Consider the following 23,304-nt stretch of genomic DNA (forward strand, 5'->3'; position numbering starts at 1 on the left):
CTAGCCTCCGGGCCGGCATGCGGCAAGAGCAGGGCTGGTTTGCCCGCCGGCCCCACCGGGAAATCGTTGCGCCGCGCTTCAAATTGACTATTGTGCAGGCATTGTTGTTATCTGTGCATTTATGGGGCAATCGTGTCTGGCACTGCCTGCGATTTGAGCATCGGCGGCCACGCAATCCGCAATCGCGCCTTTCTGGCGCCGATGGCGGGCATCACCGATCGTCCGTTCCGCGAAATTGCCGAGCGTTATGGCGCCGGCCTTGTCGTGTCCGAGATGGTGGCGAGCGCCGCCCTGACCAGCGGGCATGACGGCATGGTCCGCAAGCTGGGCCGCGCGGGGAATCTGCCGCATATGGTGCAGCTGGCCGGCTGCGAGCCGCGCTGGATGGCCGAGGGCGCCCGCATTGCCGAAGCGGCGGGAGCCGACATCATCGACATCAATTTCGGCTGTCCGGCCAAGCGGGTGACCAATGGCTATGCCGGCTCGGCGCTGATGCGCGTGCCGGATCAGGCGCTTGGCATCGTCGAGGCGGTCGCCAGGGCGACCAGCCGGCCCGTCACCGTCAAGATGCGGCTGGGCTGGGACGACGACAGCCTCAATGCGCCGCAGATCGCCCTTCTGGCTGTCGCGGCCGGCGCACAGATGATCACCGTTCATGGCCGCACTCGGCAGCAATTCTACAAGGGCACCGCCCGCTGGGAATTGGTGCGGGCAGTGGTGGAGGCCGTTCCGGTGCCGGTCGTGGTCAATGGCGACATCGTCGATGCCGAAAGCGCCCGGGCGGCACTGGACCAATCCGGCGCCGCCGCCGTGATGCTGGGGCGTGGCGCGCAGGGGCAACCCTGGCGCGTCGGCCAGATCGGCGCGGCGCTGGCGGGGCAGCAACCACCGCCGCCGCCGCGGGGCGAAGACCTCATCGCGCTCATCCGGCAGCATTACCAGGACATGCTGAGCGATTACGGCACCGAAATCGGCCTGCGCGCGGCGCGCAAGCATCTCGGCTGGTATGCCGAAGCCGCCGGCCTGCTGCTCGACAAGCCAACGCGCCAGGCATTGCTGGACAATGACGATCCCAAATCCGTCATCGCCTTGATCGGCAGCCTGTTCGCCGGCGACTGGAGCGCGGCCGCATGAGCGCGCCCACGGATGCCGAGGCGGTGCCCGGCCAGGCGATATTGCAGGCCCTGCCGCAACCGGTCCTGCTGCTCGACGAGAACCGGCGCATCCTCTTCGCCAATTATGCCGCCGAAACCTTTTTCGCGGCGTCGCTGAACCTGCTGACCCGTCAGGCCCTGGACGATCTTCTGGCCTTCGGCTCGCCGATCGTCTCGCTGGCCGAGACCGTCAGCCAGCGCCGGGCGCCGATGACCGAATATCGCGTGCGCATCGGCTCCTCGCGCTTTGGCGAAGAGCGGGTCGCGGATGTGTTCGCCAGCCCGATTTCCGACAATGACGGCCGGGTCGCCGTGCTCATTCAGGAGCGGACCATCGCCGAACAGATCGATCGGCAGATTCTGTCTCGCGGGGCGGCGCGCTCGGTCACCGGCCTTGCCGCGATGCTGGCGCATGAAATCAAGAACCCCTTGTCCGGCATAAGGGGCGCCGCGCAATTGCTGGAGCAATCGGTTTCGCCCGAGGAAGTGCCGCTGGCTCGCCTCATTCGCGACGAGACGGACCGCATTGTCGGCCTCATCGACCGGGTGGAAGTGTTCGGCGACGAGCGGCCGCTGGATCGGGAACCCATCAATATCCATGTCATTCTGGACCGGGTGAAATTGCTGGCGCGCAGCGGCGTGGCCCGCGGCATCAGTTTTTCCGAGGACTACGACCCCTCATTGCCACCGGTATTCGGCAATCGCGATCAGCTCATTCAGATATTCCTGAACCTGTTCAAGAACGCCGCTGAAGCCCTTGAAAAGGTTCAGAAACCGGAAATCCGAATTTCAACGGCCTTTCGTCCCGGCATTCGTGTCAGCGTCGCCGGCGCGGCCGAACGCGTCTCCCTGCCGCTCGAGATCGCCATCGAGGATAATGGCGCCGGCGTGCCCGCGGATATGCTGCCCTTCCTGTTCGATCCCTTTGTCACCACCAAGACCAATGGTTCGGGACTTGGCCTGGCTCTGGTGGCCAAGCTCGTCGGCGACCATGGCGGCGTGATCGATTGTGAAAGCCGGCCGGGCCGGACGAGATTTCGCATCCTGCTGCCGGTCGCCAGCGGCGCCTTTCAGAAACCAGCCGGGAGTTCGCCTCGATGAGCCATGTTGTCCTGCTTGCCGATGACGATGCCGCCATCCGCATGGTGCTCAACCAGGCGCTGACCCGCGCCGGCTACGAGGTGCGCCCGACCGGCAATATCTCCACCATGTGGAACTGGATCAGCCGCGGGGAGGGGGACATATTGATCACCGATGTGGCCCTACCCGATGGCAATGCCTTTGAGGTGATGCCCAAGATCAAGAAGCTGCGGCCCGACCTGCCGATGATCGTGATGAGCGCGCAGAACACCTTCATGACCGCTATCCGCGCCTCGGAAGTCGGCGCTTATGAATATCTGCCCAAGCCGTTCGATATCACCGAAGTGCTGTCGGTGGTCTCCCGGGGCCTCGCGGATGCCAGCAAGCCCGGCAGCGATGCGGACAAGACCGAGGAAGCGGGCGAGTCCATGCCGCTGGTGGGGCGCTCCGCCGCCATGCAGGACATCTATCGGGCCCTGGCGCGCCTGATGCAGACCGATCTCACGGTGATGATCGCCGGCGAGAGCGGCACCGGCAAGGAATTGGTGGCGCGGGCCCTGCACGACTTCGGCAAGCGCCGCAACGGCCCTTTCGTCGCCATCAACATGGCCGCCATTCCCCGTGACCTGATCGAAGCGGAATTGTTCGGACACGAGAAGGGCGCTTTCACCGGCGCCAATACCAGGTCTTCCGGCCGCTTCGAACAGGCCGAGGGCGGCACCCTGTTTCTCGATGAAATCGGCGACATGCCGATGGACGCCCAGACCCGCCTGCTGCGCGTCTTGCAGGAGGGCGAATATACCATGGTGGGCGGCCGCAGCCCCATCAAGACCAATGTGCGCATCGTCGCCGCGACCCACCGCGATCTCAGCCAGATGATCCGGCAGGGATTGTTCCGCGAAGATCTCTATTATCGTCTCAATGTCGTGCCGATCCGGTTGCCGCCGCTGCGCGAGCGATTGGATGACGTTCCCGATCTGGCGCAACATTTCCTGCGCCTGGCGCAGCGGGACGGAGAAGCGCCCAAGACCATCGCGCCCGATGCCCTGCGGCTGATGCAGGCCTATGCCTGGCCCGGCAATATTCGTGAACTGGAAAATCTCGTCCGCCGCCTGTCGGCGCTCCATGCCGACGAGCAGATTTCCCTTGAGATCGTGCAGAACGAACTCCATGTCGGCGACCGTCCGGCGGCGACCGGCCTTCCCATGGACATCGCCATGGCCGTCGAGACCCATATAAGCCAGATGCTGCGGGAATATGAACCCGACCTGCCGCCGCCCGGCCTCTATCAGCGGGTCATCGACAAGGTGGAGGGCCCGCTGATCGCCATGGCGCTCAATGCCTGCGGCGGCAACCAGATCAAGGCCGCCGATCTGCTCGGCCTCAATCGCAACACGCTGCGCAAGAAGATACGCATGCACAATATCGAGATCGTCAAGCACAGCCGCCGCAATTGAGACCGAGCAAGGCAAAGCAAGGCTGTCACGCCTCACCCGACGTCATTCCCGCGAAAGCGGGAATCTCCGGTACCAAACCGAGGCCCCCGCTTTCGCGGGGGTGACTGTCCGAGCAGGACGCGCCATCACCCTATCCGGTAAAACTGCGCACCAGCGAGCCGGCCACCAGATACCAGCCATCGACCAGCACGAAGAAGATCAGCTTAAACGGCAGCGAGATGACCACCGGCGGCAGCATCATCATGCCCATGCTCATAAGCACCGAGGCCACCACCATGTCGATGATGACGAAGGGCAGGAACAGCAGGAAGCCGATTTCGAAGGCCCGGCGCAACTCGGAGATCATGAAGGCGGGGATCAGCAATTGCAGCGGAATGGCTTCCGGTTGATCCGGCGGCTGCGCCTCGGTCAGGTCGTAGAACAGCGCCAAATCCTTGTCGCGCACATTGCTGCGCATGAATTCGTGGACCGGAACCACGCCGGCCTCGAAGGCTTCGGCAAATTCGATCTCACCGGCCATCAGCGGCGCAATGCCCTGATCGTAGCTTTGCTGCAAGACCGGCTGCATGATGAACAGCGTCAGGAACAGCGCCAGCGAGATCATCACCGAATTGGGCGGGGCCGTTTGCAGACCGATCGCGGTGCGCAGCAGCGACAGCACCACGACGATGCGGGTGAAGCTGGTCACCATCACCAGGATTGACGGCGCCAGCGACAGCAGCGTGATCAGCCCGATCAGCTGGATCGCCCGCTCGGTCAGCGTCGTGTCGTCGCCGAAATCGATGGAAAGGTCCTGCGCCTGGACCGGCGCGGTGAGGGCCAGCAGCAGCCCTCCACCCACGAGCAATGGCAGCCAGCGCAACCAGCCCCGGCGTGCCGGATCAGCCCTGTTTGGCTTCGTCTCTGCCGTCGTGTTCAAGCGCCGCGCCTTCGGTGATCTCGCCACTACGGGTTTCATTAGCTGAGTCGGGCCCGCTTACGGCCGAAATGTCCGGGTTTTGCCCGGTTTCGGCGCCTTCCTGCCCCTCCGTCTGGCGCATCAGGCCCGTCCGCCGCAACGATACCCGCGTCTTGCGGTCGCCGGCATGGCCCGCTTTCTGCAAATGCTCCAGCAAGGTGTCCGGCTCGCCCTTGGGCACCGCTGCGGCAGGCCGGACCGTTTCCACCACCGGAACGGGCGCGGGAGCCGGGCCGGGCGTCGGGCGCCGCATCGGGGGTTGCGGCAATGGCCGCCGTGCTGGCTGCGCCACCGGCGCTTCCTCCACCGCGATGCCGGTTTCCACCACCAGGTCCTGCGGCCCGCCGGTCAGGATGACATGCTCGACATTGTCGCGCCGCACGATCATCAATTGCCGCTTCTGGTCCAGCGCCAGCGTCTCCACCACGCCCAGGCGCCGGCTGCGGCCGCGCACGCCATTGCTGGACACCTTGAACACGACCTTCATCAGCCACACCGCCAGCACGATCAGCACGATTACCGCGCCGAGCGCAAAGAGCATGGTCAGGATGGTATTGCCGCTGCCGCCGAACAGGCCGGTTATGAATTGCACGAATAAAACTCCCATTGCGTCCGCTCGCGAGCGCGCTGTCATATAGGCCGATAACGGCCATGGCCACCACCGCAATCGAATCTGGCCGGCACTTCCTGCCTAGTTAGCCGACAGGTTAGGCAAATTGCGAGGCCTGTCACGGTCAGCGTTAGCAGTCTGTTAACCAATACTTAACCATGGCTGGGCAGAATTTGCCCATCAGGACTCGTTTGGAGGCCGGCCCATGGGCCTTATGGATATGCCGGTTTTCTCGGCGCTGACCGACAAAATGCGCTGGCACCAGACCCGCCAGGGCCTGCTGGCGGAGAACGTCGCCAATGCCGAAACTCCCGGATACCGGGGCCGCGACCTCAAGCAATTCGACACCGATAACCGGCTCACGGCAATGAGTTCGGCCACGATTTCCACCGCCATCACCCAGCCGATGCACTTTTCGGCATCGTCTGGGGTAGCGGGCTTCGACGCTCAGCGCATGGCCAATTTCGAGATCACCCCCAAGGGCAACGGCGTCACCCTGGAAGAAGAAATGATGAAGGTCACGACCAATATGATGGACTATCAGGCCGCGACCTCCCTCTACCAGAAATCCATCCGCATCCTGCGCGTCGCGCTGGGCAAGAACGCATAAGGCTTTGATCTATGGACTTTAATTCGTCCCTCCGCATCGCCGCTACCGGATTGCAGGCCCAGACGGCCCGCATGCGCGTCATCGCGGAAAACATCGCCAATGCCGATTCCGCCGGCAAGGCTCCGGGCGACGAACCCTATCGCCGGCGCATCCCGACCTTCCAGGCCGTGCTCGACCACGAAGTGGGCGGCCGCGTCGTCGAGGTCGGGCGGCTGGCCTATGACATGAGCGATTTCACCTCGCGGTTCGAGCCCGGCCATCCGGCCGCCGACGCCAGCGGCTATGTGCAATATCCCAACGTCAACACGCTGATCGAAACCGTGGACATGCGCGAGGCCCAGCGCAGCTACGAGGCCAATCTCAACGTCGTCACCGTAACCCGCCAGATGCTCGGGCGCACGCTCGACATCCTGCGCGGCTGATTTTTCTTAAAGGGCGCCAGCCATGGCCATCAACACACCATTCAACGCCGCCGCTGCCGCCTATGGCAATGCCAGCCGCCTGATCAACCAGGCCGCCAAGCCGGCCACCGACCTCACGGCCAATGCCGCTGCCGGCGGCAATAATTTCGCCGACCTTCTGGCCCAGAACGTGCAGGGGATCATTGATCAGGGCAAGACCTCCGACCAGATGGCCATGGACATGATCAGCGGCAAGGCCAATGTCGTCGACATGGTCACGGCCCTGTCCGAAACCGAAATGGCCATCGAAAGCATGGTCACCATTCGTGACCGCGTCATTTCGGCCTATGAAGAAATCCTGCGAATGCCGATCTAGCACTGTCTCCGAGGCGCGGGGCAGATCGTGCTAGGCTGGACGCTGTGATTCCATTGGAACCCTCGCCATGACCGGCGCCGAAGTGCTCGACATCGCCACGCAGGGCATATGGACCCTGCTCATCGTCTCCCTGCCGATGATGCTCGTGGGTCTGACGGTCGGCGTGGTCATCGCCCTGTTTCAGGCGCTGACGCAGATTCAGGAAATGACCCTGGTCTTCGTGCCCAAGATCATCGCCATCTTCGTCACCATGCTGATCGCCCTGCCGTTTCTCGGCGCGACCATGGCCGCCTATATGGACCGGGTGATCGACATGATCATCGTGGGCTTCTGAGGTGACGGTCAGCCTCGACTGGCTCCCGGCCACTGCCTTTACCTACATCATTCTCTTTGCGCGCATCGGCGCCGTGATGATGCTGATGCCGGCTCTGGGCGAACAGATGATCCCCATGCGGCTGCGCCTGAGCTTCGCCCTGGCCTTCACGCTCGTGGTCTTTCCGCTTCTGAGCGGGGTCATCCCCGCCATGCCCGCCGATCTTGGCGGCATGGTAGCGATCCTGGGCCACGAACTGGCGGTCGGATTGATGATCGGCGCCATCGTCCGCATCACCGTCATGGCGACGCAGGTGGCGGGAGCTATCGTCGCGTTCCAGACCGGGCTGTCCGGCGCCCTGACCGCCGACCCGACCATGAGCGGCATGCAGGGCGCGGTCTTTGCCAGCTTCCTGTCCTTTCTCGGCATCACGCTGATCTTCGCCACCGATCTGCATCATGTGGCGCTGGCGGCGATCTATGACAGCTACATGGTGTTCTCGCCGGCCGATCCGCTGATGGTCGAGGATGCGATGCAATTGGCCATCCGTACCGTGGCCGGCGCTTTTTCTGTCGGCGTGCAAATGGCGGCGCCGTTCATCGTCTTTGGCCTGGTTTTCAACCTCGGCGCCGGCATCCTGGCGCGGCTGATGCCGCAATTGCAGGTCTATTTCATCCTCATGCCGGCCAATATTATTGTCGGTCTGCTGCTTTTCGCCGTTCTTCTGTCGATGATGATGGGCTGGTATCTCACCGCATTCGAGAACCACCTGGCGATGTGGAGGGGCTAGACCATGTCGACTGAAGCCCCCGAAAAGGACTCCAAAACAGAAGACCCTTCCCAAAAGAAGCTCGAAGACGCCCACAAGAAAGGCGATGTCGCCAAGAGTCAGGAAGTGACCACCTGGTTCATGCTGCTGGGATCGGCCATAATCTTCACGATGATGGCGCCCTGGGTCGGATCCAATCTCACCGGTTCGCTCGGCCTCATCATCATGAATGCCGATCAGTTCGACGTGACCGGCGCCGGCTTCTCGCAATTCTTCAACGGCCTGGCGCTCGTCATGCTGCTGGTCGTCTTCGCGCCGCTTTCAGTGCTCTATGTCTGCGGCATCCTGGCCAATCTGATCCAGCACCGGCCGGTCTGGTCGGCGGAGCCGATCACCCCCAAATTATCCAAAATCTCGCCGCTCTCCGGCGCCAAGCGCCTGTTCTCCACCGAGGCGCTGGTCAATTTCGGCAAGGGCCTGTTCAAGATCGCCGTGGTGGGCACGGTGGTGATCGTCGTCTGCTGGCCCGAACGGGACCGGCTCGACACGATGATGACCGCCGATCCGCTGCTGATCCTGTTCAATTTTCAGGAGATCGGCATCAAGGTCTTCGCGGCGACGCTGGCCATCGTCACCGCCATTGCCGCCGCCGACTATTTCTACGTTCGTCAGAAATGGTGGAAGCGGCAGATGATGACGGTCCAGGAAACCCGCGACGAATACAAGCAGATGGAAGGCGATCCGCACGTCAAGGGCCGCATCCGCCAATTGCGCCAGGAGCGCGCCCGCAAGCGCATGATGGCGGCCGTCCCCGACGCCACGGTGGTCATTACCAACCCGACCCACTTTGCCGTGGCGCTCAAATACGACAAGGCCATGGCCGCACCGAAATGCGTCGCCAAAGGCGCCGATGCGATCGCCCTGCGCATCCGTGAACTGGCCAATGAGCATGACGTGCCCATCGTCGAGAACCCGCCTTTGGCCCGCGCCCTCTTTGCCTCCGTCGAGGTGGATGACGTTATCCCGGCCGAACACTTCAAAGCGGTCGCCGAAGTGATCGGCTTCGTTATGCGATTGCAGCAGGGCAAGAGCGGCTGGCGAGCCGACAATTAGTGGGCAAAGTCCCGCATCGGAGTGGGACGCGAGCTGGTGTCACATTTTGGCAACAATTGTCTTGAAGGGTCTGGCGAATTGAGTCAGGCTTCGCCCTCCATCGAAAATGCGCCCCGTTCGGGGCTGCCGATGGCGGGATTTAGGTGCTGGGTCGGCACATGGCTGAGCGGAGGTTGTTAGGGGTTCATGGCCGATCTGGTCTCAGCCACGGATAAACAGGCGATTGCTCGCCCGGCTGAGGCGCGGCCGTGGCGCCGGCCGTTCATGGGCATGCAACAGGACCGTGCGCTGCGCGTACTCGGCTTCGGGGTGGTGTTCGCCTCGGTGCTGATGTCGACGATGTCGTTCCTGATCCTGTCCGACACCACGGGAATAGAGCCGTCGCCCGGCGTATGGACGATCATCTGGATCGTTACCGGCATATTGGTGCTATTGGTGATCGCGCTGGTCGTGACCGAGGCCGTGCTATTGCTGCAGGCGCGTATGCGCCGCGCGCCCGGATCGGGATTGCAGGTGCGCATGGTGACCATGTTCGCCTTCGTCGCCGCGGTTCCGGCGGCGCTGGTCGCCGTGGTTGCCACCATCGCCCTCAACCAGGGTCTCGATCAATGGTTCTCCGAACGCACCCGCGCCATGGTGGAAAGCTCACGGTTGGTCGCGCGTTCCTATATGCTCGAACACGCTCAGGTGCTGCGCGACGATATCATCTGGGTCGCCACCGAACTGGAACAGGCGCATAGCACCTTCGAAAATGATCCGGAACGCTTCGAGCGGATTCTGACCGCGCTGGCCGTGACGCGCTCATTGCCGTTCACCTCCCTGATCGACCGCAATGGCGGCACTTTCATCCGGGCGCAGATCAACGTTGCCGGCGCCTATCCGCGGCTGCCGGACGGCATCACCCAAGGCGTGGTGGAAGGCATTCCCACGGCCATTGCGCCGGGTACGACCAATCTGGTCGGCTCGGTCATCAAGCTGCGCGGCTATGACGAAACCTATCTGTTCGTGGCGCGTCCGGTTGATGCGGAAGTGCTTCAATATATGCGCCTAACCGACGAGAATATAACGGAATATCGGGAATATGCGTCCAATCGGCTCGTGTTCCAGATCACGTTCACCATCATGTATGTCGGCCTGGCCGTGGTGCTGCTTCTGGCGGCGCTCTGGATCGGGATCGCGCTGGCCAACCGCTTCGTGGATCCGATCCGTAATCTGATGATTGCCTCGCGAAGGGTCAGCTCCGGCGATCTCGACGTGCAGGTGCCGGTGCAGGAGGGCAGGGGCGATCTGCGCGATCTCTCCAACGGCTTCAATCGCATGATCCAGCAGCTCAAGACGCAGCGCGAGGAACTGCTCAAGGCCAATGAGGTGAATGAAAAACGCCGGCAATTCACCGAGGCGGTGGTGGAAGGCGTGTCGGCCGGCATTATTGGTCTCGACCCTTTTGGCGCCGTCACCCTGGTCAATGCCCGCGCCTGCGAAATGCTCGGCAAGACCGAAATCGAACTGATGGGCGAGCGCATGGAGGCCATTCTGCCCGAAATCGCGCCGACCATGGAAAAGGCCCGTTCGGCCCGGCGCGGACAGGTGCGCGACCAGATCCAACTCGGCAACGAAACCGATCGCCGCATCTATCAGGTGCAGCTGACGCGGGAAGGCTCGATCACCGAATCCAAGGGTTATGTGCTGACCTTCGATGACATCACCGATCTCGAATCGGCCCAGCGCACCAGCGCCTGGGCCGATGTGGCGCGCCGTATCGCCCATGAAATCAAAAATCCCCTGACCCCCATCCAGCTCTCCGCCGAGCGGCTGCGTCGCCGCTATGGCAATAAGCTCGAGGACGACAGGGAGGTCTTCGACAAGTGCATCAATACGATCGTCCGTCAGGTGGGCGATATCGGCCGCATGGTCGATGAATTCTCCGCCTTTGCCCGCATGCCGGAATCCGCGCCCGAAATGGCCGATCTCAGCGATACCGTCCGTCAGGCCGTGTTTCTGGAAAGCGTGCGCCTGCCCGAGGTCAATATCGTCACCTTGCTGCCCGATGACGCCATCCATGCCTGGTTCGACAACCGGCTGGTGTCGCAGGTCCTCACCAATCTCATCAAGAACGCGGTCGAGGCCTTCGAAGGCATTCCGCTGTCCGAAGAGTGGCAGCCCACCATTATCGTCGAAGCGCATATCGAGGATAATCATGCCCGCGTTGCGGTGTCCGATAACGGCAAGGGCTGGCCCGGCGACAATCGCCAGCGCCTGCTCGAGCCCTATATGACCACCCGGGAAAAGGGCACCGGGCTCGGCCTGGCCATCGTCGCCAGGATCATCGAGCAGCATGGCGGCATTGTCGAGTTGATCGACGCCGAACCCGATCCGCAGGGCCGGACCGGGGCCTGCGTAACCTTTACCCTTCCTTTGCATTCACCTGCGAAGGCCACCAGCGAAGACGAAGCCGCAGCGGCGGACATCACTTCATCCCAACAGGAGGAGCCGCCGCTTTCCGCGGTTGTTCAGAAGTAAATGGCTTTGGATATTTTGATTATAGACGACGAGGATGACATCCGCGATCTGATCGCCGGCATCCTGGAAGACGAAGGCTTCGAGGCGCGGCAGGCGCATGACGCCGATAGCGGCCTCAACGAAATTGCGCGCCGCCGGCCCAGCCTGGTGTTTCTGGACATCTGGATGCAAGGGTCGCGCCTCGACGGGCTGCAATTGCTCGATGTGTTCCAGACCCAGCATCCGGACATGCCCGTCGTGATGATCTCCGGTCACGGCAATGTCGAAACCGCCGTATCTGCGATCCGCCGCGGCGCCTACGACTATATCGAGAAGCCTTTCAAGATCGACCGGCTGCTGCACATCACCCAGCGGGCCATGGAAGCCACGCGCCTGCGCAGCGAGGTTGCCGAACTCAAGGAGCGCTCGGCGAGCAAAAGCGTGGACATGGTAGGCTCGTCTCCGGCCCTCCAGCAGGTGAAGGGCATAATCGAGAAATCGGCGCCCACCAATTCGCGCATCTTCATCTCCGGCCCCTCCGGCGCCGGCAAAGGCCTGGTGGCCCGCCTGATCCATCAGCGCAGCCCGCGCATCAACGCCCCCTTTGTCGAGATCAATGCCTCGCTTTACGCCCCTGACGAGGTGCCCGTCGTCCTGTTCGGCCGCGAGGCGCGGGAAAAGAATGGCCTTCTCAAAGTGGAGGTGGGGGCGCTGGAGCGCGCCCATGGCGGCACGCTCTACCTGTCGGAGGTGACCACGCTGCCGCAGCAAGTGCAGACCACGCTGTTGCGCACCTTGGTGGAAAACCGCTTCAATCGCGTCGGTGGCTCGCAGGCGGTGCCGATCGACGTCCGCATTATTTCGTCGAGTTCGCAGAATGTCGCCGCCCAGATCGAAACCGGCGAATTCCGCTCCGATCTGTTCCATCGTCTCTCCATCGTGCCCTTGCCATTGACGCCGCTGCGCGACCGCCGCGAAGACGTGCCGCCACTGGTTTCGGTCTTCATCGACCAGGTCTGTCGCATGCATAATCTTCAGCGCCTGACCATCGGCGGCGACGCCATGGCGGTCTTGCAGGCCCAGGAATGGCCGGGCAATGCGCGGCAATTGCGCAATTCCATCGAGCGCCTGCTCATCCTGATGAAGGACCAGCAGCCCGACGATGGAATCATCACCGCCACCATGCTGCCGTCCGATATCGGCGAGGTGCTGCCGACAGTGGGCGACGCCGATGCCTCGGCGCATCTCATGAGCCTGCCGCTCCGCGATGCGCGCGAAGTCTTCGAACGGCAATACCTGCTGGCGCAGATCGAACGATTTGGCGGCAATATCTCCAAGACCGCCGAATTCGTCGGCATGGAACGCAGCGCGCTGCACCGCAAGATCAAGTCGCTGGGGCTATAGCAAGGCAGAAAATGACTGGATGCCATGCATTTGCGGCGGGTAGGCAGGTACAAGCTTCTGTGCCATAATGGCCGACATATGATAAATCTGGACGTTAAGAACTGGGCGGCAGTTCTTCGAGTCCGGGCGCAAGCGATTGCGACGACAACAGCGACAATCAATGCCGCGGCAAAAGAGGCCACCAATGGCTAGCGAAAAGCAGCAAAACCTGCAGGATTCCTTCCTCAATCACGTCAGAAAGCAGAAGGTCCCGGTCACCATCTTTCTGGTCAACGGGGTCAAGCTGCAGGGCGTAATCACCTGGTTCGATAATTTCTGTCTGCTGCTGCGCCGAGACGCACAGTCGCAACTGGTCTATAAGCACGCCATTTCCACGATCATGCCGGGCGCGCCGATCCAGTTATTCGACCCCGAGCAAAGCACCGACAACGACTGACGGATTTACATGGGCGAATTTGACGAGGACGGGAACGCCATTGCCGGCGGCCCTCAGCCCTATATCGATCGGCAGGAAATGCCGACGCGGGCGGGCCTTGTCTGCCCCGATATACGCGGGAAAGCCGCTTATCACGACATAAATGCGCGGCAGGCCGAGTTCGAAGGGCTGGCCGGTGCCATCCGACTCGACATCGTTTTTTCCGAAGTGATGCGGGTGCGGGAAGTCCGGCCGGCCACATATCTGGGCGCCGGGCATGTGCAGACACTGGCGGAACGCGTCAAGGCCGACGACATAGAATTACTGCTTGTCGACGCGGCGCTTTCGCCGATCCAGCAGCGCAACCTCGAGCGTGAAACCGGCGCCAAGGTGCTCGACCGTACCGCGCTGATCCTCGAAATTTTTGGCGAGCGGGCGGCGACACGCGAAGGCGTATTGCAGGTCGAGCTCGCGCATCTCAATTACCAGAAAAGCCGCCTGGTGCGCTCCTGGACCCACCTTGAGCGCCAGCGTGGCAGTGGCGGCATGGGATTCATGGGCGGTCCGGGAGAAACCCAGATCGAAAGCGACCGCCGCCAGATCGGCGACCGTATCGCACTGCTCGAAGATCGGCTCGAAAAGGTAAAAAGGACCCGGACGCAGCAGCGCCGGCAGCGCACGCGCGCCCAGCTTCCGGTTATAGCCCTCGTCGGTTACACCAATGCTGGAAAATCGAGTATTTTCAACAGGTTGACCGGGGCAGGGGTGTTCGCCGAAAACCTGCTCTTCGCCACGCTCGACACCACGGTGCGCAAGATCGAATTGCCGCATGGCCGTGAGGTGATGCTGAGCGATACGGTGGGTTTCGTCGCCGATCTGCCGCATGATCTGGTCGCCGCTTTCCGGGCGACGCTCGAAGAGGTGACGGACGCGGATATCATCCTGCATGTCCGCGACATCGCCAATCCCGACCATGCGGCGCAGGCGCAAGACGTGCTGGCCGTGCTTGAGGAACTGGGGGTTTCCTCGGAAACCACGCCGATTATCGAGCTCTGGAATAAAATCGATCTGCTCGAAGCCGGCAACCTGGCATTGGCCACAGCGGCGCCCGCCGGCAAGGTGATCGCCGCCATGCCGGTTTCGGCGCATACGGGGCAGGGGCTCGATGCGCTGCTGCTCGAGATCGAAAAGACGCTGGGCGAGCAGGGGCGCACCTATCAGGTCCATGTCCCGCATGCCGCCGGCAGCGATATCGGCTGGCTCCACAGCCATGTCGAAGTGATTTCACGCGAGGAGCCCACGGAGCAGGGCTCCGATTTCGTGGTCCGTGTCGATCCGCGCCATCGCTCGGAATTCCTCGAACGCTTCAACGGACGGATTTCCGCGCCCGAGCTTTAGCCTTTATCGGCAGCCCGGACCTCGTTCCAATAGCTGTCGAGGCGGTCCAGCCCAGCCGCGTCCGGCGCGATCCCGTCCTCGCGGCAGCGCTTTTCGACATAGTGGAAGCGACGGGTGAACTTGCTGTTGGCATCGCGCAATGCCGCCTCGGGATCGATATTGGCCTTGCGCGCCAGATTGGCGACGGCAAACAGCAGATCGCCGATTTCCTCGCGTAAAGCCGCATGGTCACCCGACGCTTCGGCCTGCGCCACTTCCGCCAATTCCTCCGCTACCTTGGCGCGCACTGCCGCCATATCCGGCCAGTCGAACCCGACCTTGGCCGCGCGCTTGGTGAGCTTCTCGGCTCGAGCCAGGGCAGGGAGCACTTGTGGCACATCATCGAGCAGGGAGGGCTCGGCTTCGCCCTTGCGCTCGGCCTTGGCAGCGCGTTCCTTGGCCTTGATCGCCTCCCAGCGATTTTGCGCATCGTCCGCACCGTCGGCTACCACATCGCCGAATACGTGCGGATGGCGGCGAACCAGTTTTTCGGTGATGGCATAGACCACGTCGCCAATGTCGAAATGGCCGGCCTCCTTGGCCATTTGCGCGTGGTAGATCGGTTGCAGCAGCAGGTCGCCCAATTCCTCGCGAAGATCGGCAAAATCCTCGCGCTCGATCGCGTCGGCGACCTCATAGGCTTCCTCGATCGTATAATGCCGGATCGAGCGAAAGTCCTGCTCCAGGTCCCAGGCGCAACCGCCATCCGGGTTTCGAAGCGCCGCCATGATGTCGATGAGGCGAGAAATGTCGCGAGATGGCTGCATGGCGGAAATCCTGAGAATCGATTGAATCGCAGCTTAGCAAAGCTCGGGGGAGATGCCGAAGGCGGCTTTGCAGGGCGCCAATACGCATATCCTGTTTTCGCATAATATATATTATGGAACTTTTATCTGTTTGAAATCCAGAAATTGCAGGGCCTTCAGCTTATATCATCCAGTGCGGACCGTGGATAAGTTGGGATCTATCGGTTGAGAATGCGTCCGGTCAGTATGTCGATCTGCATGCCATCGAAGGCTGGCGTGACATTGTCTGGCGTCTCCTCCTCGAGCGTGGCGTAGTCGAGATCGATATGCATATCCGTCAGCACCGCCTGGCGCGGCTGGAAGCGCTCGATCAGTTCCAAGGTTTCCGGCAGGCTGAGATGGCTGGGATGTGGTGTCGGCCGCAGCGCGTCGATGATCCAGATATCGAGCCCGCTGATCGCCGTGTGCGCGCTGTCGGGAATGCCGGACAGATCGCAGCTATAGGCCAGATTGCGCACCCGGAAACCCAGCGAGTCGATGTCGCCATGCAATTGCCGGAAGGCCTGTATTTCCAGTGTTCCACCTGGACCGTCGACGGCGATCGTGTCGCCGGGTGCGATCTCATGGCCATTCAGGATCGGCGGATAATTGCCGCCCAGCGGCGTTGAAAAACAATAGCCGAAGGCTTCGCGCAGCCGCTCGCCGCATTCGCGGGTGAAATAAACGTCGACGCGCCGGCGATTATGCAAGGCCAGCACCCGCAGATCGTCGATGCCATGGGTATGGTCGGCATGCTCATGAGTGTAGAAAACGGCATCGACGCGATCGACATGTGCATCGAGCAATTGCTCGCGCAGATCGGCGCCGGTATCGATCAAAACCCTGGTGGGCTGGTCGTTTCCCTGGCGCCACGCCTCGATCAGCAACGAGCAGCGGCGGCGGCGATTGCGCGGTTCATGAGGATCGCAAATTCCCCAATCATTGCCGATCCGCGGCACTCCGCCAGATGAGCCGCAGCCCAGAATGGTGGCGATGATACGCTCCGGCGCGGCCATGCTCAGCTCACGCCGGTTTTGGCGAACAGCCGACCGAAATTCGCGGTCGTTTCGCGGCCCACCTGTTCGAGGCTAAGTCCCCGGATTTCCGCGACTTTTTCCGCGGTGTGACGCACGAAACTGGGTTCGTTGGACTGGCCGCGATGCGGTATCGGGGCGAGATATGGCGCATCGGTTTCGACGAGGTAGCGATCGGCAGGAACGATACGCGCAACCTCTTGTATTTCCTGCGCATTTTTGAAGGTGACGATGCCGGAAAACGAAATATAGCCGCCCAGGGCAAGGGCTCGCTGCGCCAATTCCATGCCGGCGGTGAAGCAATGCAGGACGAAGGGGAAGGCCCCCTGCCCGGCTTCTTCTTCGAGGATGGCGGCCATGTCTTCATCGGCTTGCCGGCTGTGGATAATCAGTGGAAGATTGGTGATCCGCGCAGCCGCGATATGGCGGCGAAGGCCGGTGGCCTGAGCGTCGCGGGGGGCATTGTCATAGAAATAATCGAGGCCTGCCTCGCCGATGGCAACGCAGCGTTCATGGGCACTTAGACGGACCAAGTCCTCGGTTTGTATATGCAATTCCTGGTCGGCATTGTGCGGATGCGTGCCGACCGAGCACCAGACATTCGCAAAACGCTCCGCCAGGGCGGCATAGGTGGAAAAGTTATCCACCCTTGTGGAAATCGTCACCATGCCGGTGACGCCCGCCGCTTCGGCGCGCGCCAGGACCCCGTCCAGATCGGCGGAAAGAGCCTCGAAGTCGAGATGGCAATGGCTGTCGATCAGCATGTTATTCGGCCGGTTTTTCCAGGCGGGCGAAGACGCCCTGCGGTAGCGGCAGCTCAGTTCCGGTTAGCAGACTGTTAGCGTCAAGCGCCGCAGCAAGCATGCGTTGATCCTCCGGCACGGCCAGTTGGTCAAGCAGACGCGACGCCGAAGCCGGAACGAAGGCCAGCATGGGGATGGCGAGCCGGCGGACGGTGTCGGCAGTGATGTAGAGCACGGTGGCCATGCGCGCCGGATCGGTCTTTTTCAGCGACCAGGGTTCCTGGGCGGCGAAATAATTATTGGCCGAACTCAGGGCCGCGATGATGGCGCCGGTGGCCTCGTGGACCAATTGCTGGTCCATGGCCTTCTGGGCTGCGTCCAGGGCGCCGGCGACTTCGGCAATGATCGCCTGGTCGGCCTCGGTCAGCGGACCCAGCTCCGGCACCCTGGCGTCGCAATTCTTGTTGATCATCGACAGCGAGCGCTGCGCCAGATTGCCGAGATTGTTGGCGAGATCGGCATTGACGCGATTGATCAGCTTTTCATTGCTGTAATCGCCGTCATGGCCGAAGGAGACTTCGCGCAGGAAGAAATAGCGGACCGCATCGGCGCCGAAAGTGTCGACCAGATGAAACGGGTCGATGACATTGCCCAGCGACTTGCTCATCTTCTGGCCGTCGACGGTCAGGAAGCCATGGGCGAAGACGCGATGCTGCACCTCCAGGCCGGCGCTCATCAGGAAGGCGGGCCAATAGACGGTGTGGAAGCGGATGATGTCCTTGCCGATGACATGCAGGTCGGCCGGCCAGAACTTCTTGAACAATTCGCTGTTCTCGTCGGGATAGCCGACGCCGGTAATGTAATTGGTGAGCGCGTCGACCCACACATACATCACATGGCCCGGCGCATCCGGAACCGGAATGCCCCAGTCGAAAGTAGTGCGGGAGATGGACAGGTCCTGCAGCCCGCTCTTGACGAAGGAGATGATCTCGTTGCGCCGTTCCTTGGGCGCGATGAAATCGGGATTGGCCTCGTACAGATCGAGCAGCTTCTGCTGATAGGCCGAGAGGCGGAAGAAATAGGTCGGCTCCTCCACCCATTCCACTTCCGCGCCGGACGGGGCAAAGCGCTTGCCGTCCTGTTCGGTCAATTCGTCCTCGTCGAAATAGGCTTCGTCGCGCACCGAATACCAGCCTTTATAGACCGACTGGAAAATGTCGCCGTTCTGGCTCGCCGCCATCTTCTTCCAGATGGCCTGCGAAGCGTCGTGGTGCCGCGGCTCGGTGGTGCGGATGAAATCGTCGTTGGACAGGTTCAATGTCTCGGCCAGCCGGCGGAATTCGCCGGCATTGCGATCCGCCAGCTCGCGCACCGGAATGCCTTCCTTGTCGGCGGTCTGCACCATCTTGATGCCGTGCTCATCGGTGCCGGTGAGGAAATAGACCTCCCTGCCCTCCAGCCGTTTCCAGCGGGCAATGGCGTCGGTGGCGATCATCTCATAGGCATGGCCGATATGGGGGGCGCCATTGGGATAGGAAATCGCGGTCGTGACGTAGAAAGGCTTGGTCATGCTGGCTCTGCGGGGCTGGCGGATAGGGCACTATGCTTCCGGATGGAATCGAAGATCACCGCCAGCGTCTGTTTCATGTCGAGATTGACGCTGTCGGCTTCGGCCAGAAGTGCGTTTGCCTTCTCCCATAGCTCGGTTGCCGAGGCAAGCCGCCTGCTTCGCCCCGAGCGCATCGCGGCATCGCGCATTTCATTGGCCAGCCAGTCATTGATTATCTCGCGCGCAAACGACATGTCCGGCCCCTGCGGATCGCTGCCCAGCGCATCGGCCAGCTTCAGTGCGGCGGCAATGGGCGCCGCTTCCGGCTGTCGCAACCACAGGATCAGCGCCCCGACCGGCGAATCCTCGGCCAGCGACAGGGTCTCGAACGCCCGCCGGGGACGGCCGCCGGCCAATTGCACGGCGCGGTCCAGCGACGCCGCGTCAAGGTCCGGCAAGCTGGTCGAGACGACCTGGACCAGCAATTCATCCGGCAGCGCCCGCAGCGCCAGATTGTGGCAGCGCGAGCGTATCGTGGGCAGCAATTGTCCCGGCCGGTGCGAAATCAGGAAGAATGTCGTATCGGCCGGCGGCTCTTCCAGCGTCTTGAGCAGCGCATTGGCGGCAGAGGGATTGCAGTCGTCGATGCTGTCGAGAATGGCGATACGGTGCCCCGCCCTGCCCCGCGTATGGTGCAGTCCTTCGCGTAATTCGCGCACATCCTCGACGCGAATGACCGAATAAAAGCTCTTGCTGTCCTTGGGCCGGCGGCGCAGCACCGACAGGTTCGGATGTGACATGGCGGCTATCTGCTCGCGGACGCGCAGCGGGTCCTCGTCGCCCGTTGCCGTGAGAATGGCCGCCGCCAATTCGAAAGCCAGCGTCGCCTTGCCGATCCCCTGCGGTCCATGCAGCATGATGGCGCCGGGCAGGCGGTTTTCGGCCAATTGCCCCAGAATGGCGGTACGGGCCAAGTCGTGGCCGATGGCCGACTGCCTGTGCTCCGGCAGCGGCAGGCCGTCGATTGCGGATGGATCGGTCACGCCACCGGCCTGCCTTGCAGCTCGGGGAAGCGCTCGCTGACGATTGCCCAGATGGCGTTTTCCAGCGCCTCTTCCCCCTGCTCAGCCGAAATGACGATGCAGCGGTCCGGATTGTGCCGGGCAATGTCGAGAAAGTTCTTGCGCAGGACCTGGTGCCATTCCAATTCCTCCTTCTCGAAGCGGTCGCCGGTAAGTTGCAATCCATCCTCGATGGTGCGCTGCTCGACGCGCCGGAAGGCGGTTTCCGGGTCCATGTCGAGCACGATCGTCAAATCCGGCACATGGCCATCGAGCGCCAGGTCTTCCAGGGCATTGATCAATCCATCGTCCACCCCGCCGGTCAGGCCCTGATAGGCGCGGGTGGAATCGCAAAAGCGGTCGGAAATCACCCAGGTGCCCTTGGCGAGATTGGGAGCGATGAGCTGATTGACGTGATCGAGCCGCGCGGCCGCGAACAGCACCGCCTCCGCGCCGGCGCCCCAGGCTTCCGAGCGTCCCTGCAGAATGAAGGAGCGGATGGCCTCGGCCTTGGGCGTACCGCCCGGCTCGCGGGTGCGGATCACATCCACGCCATGGCGGCCCAGATTGTTGAGCAGGCGGCGCACCTGCGTCGACTTGCCCACGCCTTCGCCACCCTCAAAGGTGATGAAGCGGGCTGGGCGTCGATTGGGCGCTTCGAGCATGGTCAGACTGATTCCTTGATCCGCCCTCCTTTTAGGTCACCTGATCGGAAGGGAAAAGACGGGAGGGCTTTCGATGTTGGGAGATCGGGGTTGGAAGTGCTCGGAATAGCGGTTCCTTCGCCTCTCCTTGAGGGTGGGGGTCGGAGCTAGGGCGAGATTGTCGAAATTGTAAGGGCCGCAGCACCCCCTTCCCTCTCCTCAAGGGGGAGGGAGCGATGGGGCCGACAATTGCGGTGGTCGTTGGCCTGCTGCCGACGGTGGCCCTGACCTGATGGACGAGGTTTATGGTGGGACGGAGGAAACCTTAGCCTGCCCGCCATTCGAGCGCAGCTCTCATGGTCTTTTCGCCTAAATTCGCTCCACTGGAGCGAATTTGCCTGCGGCACGGCCCTGCCCGCCATTCGAGCGTAGCTCTCATGGCCTTTTCGCCTAAATTCGCTCCACTGGAGCGAATTTGCCTGCGGCACGGCTCAAAGCCAGCCAAGGGCGAGGTGTTTTAGGGCGTCGGTGGCGCGGCGCACCAGGTCGCCCTGGCCGACATCCTCGGCGGCATAAAGCGGTGCGGCTTGCACCAACTGGTCGTTGCAATAGACGCGCAGCTCGGCAATCCGGTCGCCCTGATGCACCGGCGGCAGGAGCGGGCCGTTATAGTTGAGCGTGGCCGAGAGGCATTGCCGCGAGCCGCGTGGCAGATAGAGGGCGATTTCGCCATTGCCGACCAGGCCGACATTGGGGCTTTCGCCGCCATAGACATCGGCATGGCCGACGATCGTTCCCGCCGCATAGGGCGTGAGCCGCTCGAAGGCCCGCTGTCCCCAGGTCAGCAGCTTGCGGCCCTCTTCGGCGCGCTCGCGCATCGAGGTGAGGCCGTGCACCACCGCGATCAGCCGGCGATCGCCCTGGGCGGTCGAAATCACCGAACCATAGCCGGCAGCCTGGGTATGGCCGGTCTTGAGGCCGTCGACCCCGATGCCGACCTCGATCAGCGAATTGCGATTGGCCTGCTTGATCTTGTTCCACTCCATCTCCGGCTCGGAGAAGTAATGGTAGAATTCGGGGAATTCGCGGATCAGGTAGCGGCCAAGCTCGGCCAGGTCGCGGGCGGTCGAATATTCGTTCGGGTCCGGCAGGCCGGTCGAATTGGTGAAATGGGAGCCGACCAACCCCAATTCGCGGCCCATCTCGTTCATCATCGCGGCAAAAGTGGCTTCCGAGCCGGCAATGCCCTCGGCCAGGACAATGGCGGCGTCATTGCCCGACTGGATGACGACCGAGCGGATCAGGTCCTCGACCCGGATCTGCGAATTGAGCTCGGCGAACATGGTCGAGCCCCCCGAGGCGGCACCGCCGGTGCGCCAGGCATTTTCGGACACGAAGAATTCATCGTCGAGGCTGACGCGGCCGGCGCGGATTTCGTTGAAAACCACCGCCAAGGTCATGAGCTTGGTCATGCTGGCCGGCTCGAGCGCCGCATCCGCGTCCTTCTGGAAGATCACCGTGCCGGATTCATAATCCATCAGCACCGCGAACCTGGCCTTGGTGTCGAACTCGACCTGCGCCGAGACCGGCACGACCAGCGCCAGAAATGCGGTGGCGATGAGGATCGACAATCTCACCAAGGCGCTCCCTTCATGCCCATATGCGCCGAAAGCCTGCGGCGGACGGGCATTTCATCAATAGAGAACTATATCGTTGAGGCCAAGTTCCCGGGCCAGATCCAGCGCATCCTGCTCGATCACGCCGGGCTTGAGATAAGTGAGCGTCAGCCGCGTCGCGGCGCGGCCATTGCTGGTGACGGCCTCTTCGGAGACGGCGCCCAGCAGGGCGAATTCCTGGGCCAGCCGCGCCGCATTGCCCGGCTCGGCATAGACGCCGAGGCCGATGGCGACCCGACGATTATCGGCATCGACGGAAGCGGCCCAGTCCGCCAGGCCGCCATTCCCCGACGCCATGGCATTGGCCGCCGCATGGGCGGAGCCGATTGCGGCGTCGGCCTGTTGCGGCGTTGTGTCAGCATAGGAGAACAAACCATTGAAAAAGCTTGTGGTCATGCCGACAAGGCTGCGATTGCTTTCGCCACCGGAACTGGCCACCCGGATCGGTCCGTTATCGTAATCGGCCGGGCCGGAATAGCTGGCGACCAGCGTGCGGGTATCGTCGCCGTTGAGCGGGGCCTCGCCGACATAGGCGACCTGCACATTGGCCGAGCCCTTATTGACATAGCCCAGCATCGAGGCGGCGCGGTGGGACAAATCGATGATGCGGCCGGATACATAGGGGCCACGATCGTTGACGCGGACCACCAGCGAGCGGCCATTATCGGTATTGGTGACGCGCACATAGGAAGGCAGCGGCAGCGTCGGATGAGCGGCGGTGATGTGGTTGGCCGAGAAGATCTCGCCATTGGCGGTGCGGCGGCCGTGGAAATCGGCGCCATACCAGGAAGCGGTGCCGGACGCCGAATAGTTCGGATCGTGTTGCGGCACATAGGTCTTGCCGCGCACCGTATAGGGCTTGCCGATCTGCTGGCGCCCCCCGCCCCGTGGCGGATTGGGATTGGAGGTCACGCGGGGAGACACGGCGACGCCATATTCGCTGGAGGTGAAGGCGCCGCGCTTCACCGTGGCGCCCAGCCCGCCGCCCGTGGCGCAGGCGGCGATCATGGGGAGAAGAAGGGCCGAAAGGGCAATGACACGGACGGCGCTGCGCCAGGAGGTCGTCACGGTACGCAATACTCTACAAAACCGGAAATTTTCGCTCGAAAGGATAACCCGCCCGCCCCGGCGTTCACAGAAAGGAACAATTTTACGGTTTAGAGGAGGTTAAGGCCAACAGGGCGTTAGCCTCTGGAATGGCATTTGCATCATTTGG

Annotated in this window: 23 protein-coding genes; 13 read left to right on the forward strand and 10 right to left on the reverse strand. The window is 62.4% G+C overall.

Annotation, left to right across the window (positions count from 1 at the left end):
• Positions 1-132 precede the first annotated feature (132 nt).
• The 3 genes from dusB to ntrC are packed head-to-tail and all read left to right on the forward strand — an operon-like array spanning position 133 to position 3,691.
• Positions 133-1,134, forward strand: coding sequence for a tRNA dihydrouridine synthase DusB (dusB, locus tag O9Z70_RS07450; RefSeq protein ID WP_286021832.1), 1,002 nt, complete (start codon positions 133-135; stop codon positions 1,132-1,134).
• Positions 1,131-2,255 carry a two-component system sensor histidine kinase NtrB gene (locus O9Z70_RS07455; RefSeq protein ID WP_286021833.1) on the forward strand — a complete coding sequence of 375 codons (1,125 nt, stop codon included), beginning with the start codon at positions 1,131-1,133 and terminating at the stop codon, positions 2,253-2,255. The genes dusB and O9Z70_RS07455 overlap by 4 nt, the downstream gene beginning before the upstream one ends.
• The gene (gene ntrC, locus O9Z70_RS07460) at positions 2,252-3,691 is read left to right on the forward strand and encodes a nitrogen regulation protein NR(I) (RefSeq protein WP_286021834.1); all 1,440 of its coding nucleotides are present in this window, start codon (positions 2,252-2,254) and stop codon (positions 3,689-3,691) included. Before O9Z70_RS07455 ends, ntrC begins: the two co-directional genes overlap by 4 nt.
• 130 nt (positions 3,692-3,821) lie before the next feature.
• Here the strand turns inward: ntrC and fliP are convergent, their stop codons facing one another.
• Both fliP and O9Z70_RS07470 read right to left on the reverse strand, forming a co-directional pair.
• Complete coding sequence (gene fliP / locus O9Z70_RS07465) at positions 3,822-4,610, reverse strand: flagellar type III secretion system pore protein FliP (protein WP_502870172.1); 789 nt, start codon at positions 4,608-4,610, stop codon at positions 3,822-3,824.
• Positions 4,573-5,241, reverse strand: a complete 669-nt coding sequence (locus tag O9Z70_RS07470) for a flagellar biosynthetic protein FliO (protein WP_286021835.1) — start codon at positions 5,239-5,241, stop codon at positions 4,573-4,575. Before O9Z70_RS07470 ends, fliP begins: the two co-directional genes overlap by 38 nt.
• A 223-nt stretch (positions 5,242-5,464) precedes the next feature.
• Between O9Z70_RS07470 and flgB the strand changes: the two genes are divergently transcribed.
• The 10 genes from flgB to hflX all read left to right on the forward strand — a co-directional run bounded on the left by flgB (position 5,465) and on the right by hflX (position 14,557).
• Entirely contained in the window at positions 5,465-5,869 is a 405-nt protein-coding gene (gene flgB, locus O9Z70_RS07475) for a flagellar basal body rod protein FlgB (protein ID WP_286021836.1), read from the forward strand.
• Between the two features lie 11 nt (positions 5,870-5,880).
• The gene (flgC, locus tag O9Z70_RS07480) at positions 5,881-6,291 is read left to right on the forward strand and encodes a flagellar basal body rod protein FlgC (RefSeq protein WP_286021837.1); all 411 of its coding nucleotides are present in this window, start codon (positions 5,881-5,883) and stop codon (positions 6,289-6,291) included.
• A 22-nt stretch (positions 6,292-6,313) separates the two neighbouring features.
• Positions 6,314-6,646, forward strand: a complete 333-nt coding sequence (fliE, locus tag O9Z70_RS07485) for a flagellar hook-basal body complex protein FliE (RefSeq protein ID WP_286021838.1) — start codon at positions 6,314-6,316, stop codon at positions 6,644-6,646.
• A gap of 67 nt (positions 6,647-6,713) precedes the next feature.
• Positions 6,714-6,980: a flagellar biosynthesis protein FliQ gene (gene fliQ, locus O9Z70_RS07490; RefSeq protein WP_286021839.1), complete on the forward strand. Its 267-nt coding sequence runs from the start codon at positions 6,714-6,716 to the stop codon at positions 6,978-6,980.
• A 1-nt stretch (position 6,981) separates the two neighbouring features.
• Positions 6,982-7,749: a flagellar biosynthetic protein FliR gene (gene fliR, locus O9Z70_RS07495; RefSeq protein WP_286021840.1), complete on the forward strand. Its 768-nt coding sequence runs from the start codon at positions 6,982-6,984 to the stop codon at positions 7,747-7,749.
• 3 nt (positions 7,750-7,752) lie between these two features.
• Positions 7,753-8,841, forward strand: coding sequence for a flagellar biosynthesis protein FlhB (flhB, locus tag O9Z70_RS07500; protein WP_286021841.1), 1,089 nt, complete (start codon positions 7,753-7,755; stop codon positions 8,839-8,841).
• A gap of 186 nt (positions 8,842-9,027) precedes the next feature.
• Complete coding sequence (locus tag O9Z70_RS07505; RefSeq protein ID WP_286021842.1) at positions 9,028-11,361, forward strand: sensor histidine kinase NtrY-like; 2,334 nt, start codon at positions 9,028-9,030, stop codon at positions 11,359-11,361.
• Complete coding sequence (gene ntrX, locus O9Z70_RS07510; protein WP_286021843.1) at positions 11,362-12,744, forward strand: nitrogen assimilation response regulator NtrX; 1,383 nt, start codon at positions 11,362-11,364, stop codon at positions 12,742-12,744. It abuts the gene before it with no gap.
• A 184-nt stretch (positions 12,745-12,928) separates the two neighbouring features.
• Entirely contained in the window at positions 12,929-13,180 is a 252-nt protein-coding gene (hfq, locus tag O9Z70_RS07515) for an RNA chaperone Hfq (protein ID WP_286021844.1), read from the forward strand.
• Between the two features lie 9 nt (positions 13,181-13,189).
• Positions 13,190-14,557, forward strand: coding sequence for a GTPase HflX (hflX, locus tag O9Z70_RS07520; protein ID WP_286021845.1), 1,368 nt, complete (start codon positions 13,190-13,192; stop codon positions 14,555-14,557).
• Here hflX and mazG read toward each other — a convergent pair.
• The 8 genes from mazG to O9Z70_RS07560 all read right to left on the reverse strand — a co-directional run bounded on the left by mazG (position 14,554) and on the right by O9Z70_RS07560 (position 23,156).
• Entirely contained in the window at positions 14,554-15,363 is an 810-nt protein-coding gene (mazG, locus tag O9Z70_RS07525) for a nucleoside triphosphate pyrophosphohydrolase (RefSeq protein ID WP_286021846.1), read from the reverse strand. The two genes, hflX and mazG, sit on opposite strands and share 4 nt — an antisense overlap.
• A 197-nt stretch (positions 15,364-15,560) precedes the next feature.
• On the reverse strand, positions 15,561-16,397 hold the full coding sequence (locus O9Z70_RS07530; protein ID WP_286021847.1) for an MBL fold metallo-hydrolase: 837 nt from the start codon (positions 16,395-16,397) through the stop codon (positions 15,561-15,563).
• 2 nt (positions 16,398-16,399) lie between these two features.
• The gene (locus O9Z70_RS07535; protein WP_286021848.1) at positions 16,400-17,179 is read right to left on the reverse strand and encodes a TatD family hydrolase; all 780 of its coding nucleotides are present in this window, start codon (positions 17,177-17,179) and stop codon (positions 16,400-16,402) included.
• Position 17,180: 1 nt separating this feature from the next.
• Positions 17,181-18,728, reverse strand: coding sequence for a methionine--tRNA ligase (gene metG / locus O9Z70_RS07540; RefSeq protein WP_286021849.1), 1,548 nt, complete (start codon positions 18,726-18,728; stop codon positions 17,181-17,183).
• On the reverse strand, positions 18,725-19,750 hold the full coding sequence (locus O9Z70_RS07545; RefSeq protein ID WP_286021850.1) for a DNA polymerase III delta subunit-related protein: 1,026 nt from the start codon (positions 19,748-19,750) through the stop codon (positions 18,725-18,727). Before O9Z70_RS07545 ends, metG begins: the two co-directional genes overlap by 4 nt.
• Positions 19,747-20,433, reverse strand: a complete 687-nt coding sequence (gene tmk, locus O9Z70_RS07550) for a dTMP kinase (RefSeq protein WP_286021851.1) — start codon at positions 20,431-20,433, stop codon at positions 19,747-19,749. Before tmk ends, O9Z70_RS07545 begins: the two co-directional genes overlap by 4 nt.
• Positions 20,434-20,903: 470 nt before the next feature.
• On the reverse strand, positions 20,904-22,049 hold the full coding sequence (locus O9Z70_RS07555; RefSeq protein WP_286021852.1) for a D-alanyl-D-alanine carboxypeptidase family protein: 1,146 nt from the start codon (positions 22,047-22,049) through the stop codon (positions 20,904-20,906).
• A gap of 57 nt (positions 22,050-22,106) precedes the next feature.
• A complete protein-coding gene (locus O9Z70_RS07560) occupies positions 22,107-23,156 on the reverse strand; it encodes a septal ring lytic transglycosylase RlpA family protein (protein WP_286021853.1) in 1,050 nt (349 codons plus the stop codon).
• Positions 23,157-23,304: the final 148 nt, after the last annotated feature.

The organism is Devosia sp. YIM 151766 (assembly GCF_030285925.1).
In the GTDB taxonomy this organism is placed as follows: Bacteria; Pseudomonadota; Alphaproteobacteria; order Rhizobiales; family Devosiaceae; genus Devosia.